This is a genomic window from Aerococcus sp. L_32 (assembly GCF_050689315.1).
Window position 1 is genome coordinate 1 of sequence record NZ_JBOEQF010001062.1, and the last position, 637, is coordinate 637.

The following is a 637-nucleotide window of genomic DNA, read 5'->3' on the forward strand; positions in this document are numbered from 1 at the left end:
AGCATGAATTACGAACATGATAATAATGGCTACGTAAGCTGCGATAACGAATGTGGCCATATTCAATAGGGCTTGGAAGCTTGATGATGCCATAGCTTTCACCATTAAGGCAAAGATACCATAAGGCGCCATTCTCAAGACTAATGTCACGATACGTGAAACGATGGCGTCTAACATATCGATCATTTTCTTAAAGTATGAAGCTTCTTCTGGGTGTTTTCTTGCGATACCTAGGTAAGCGACACCAACGAATGCTGAAAAGATCACTACTGCGATGTTACTTGATTGACGTAAGCCCGCTAAGTCTTCAAAGATATTTGTTGGGATAAATGACAGGATTTGTTGCGGTAGGGTTGTATCAGCGATTTCAGCTTGGCGCTCTTGAATATAAGCGATTCGTGCTGTTTCGGCTGCCCCTTGCGTAAATTCTGCACCGTCTAAGTTGAATAGTAAGGCAACGGATAAGCCAATAACGGATGCAACGGCTACTGTGATAATTAATACAGCTAGGACGTTGAAACCTATTTTGCCAAGGTTCTTCTCACCTTCTACTCGGGTAAAGGCGCGGACTAGTGAAACGAAGATTAATGGTACAACAAGCATTTGCAAGAAGGATACGTATCCATTCCCGATGATG

General features: G+C 42.7%; 1 protein-coding gene. It reads right to left on the minus strand.

From position 1 onward, the window contains the following. On the minus strand, positions 1-637 hold a 637-nt coding region (locus tag ACRCJ0_RS18195; protein ID WP_431391540.1), incomplete at both ends, for a cation:dicarboxylate symporter family transporter.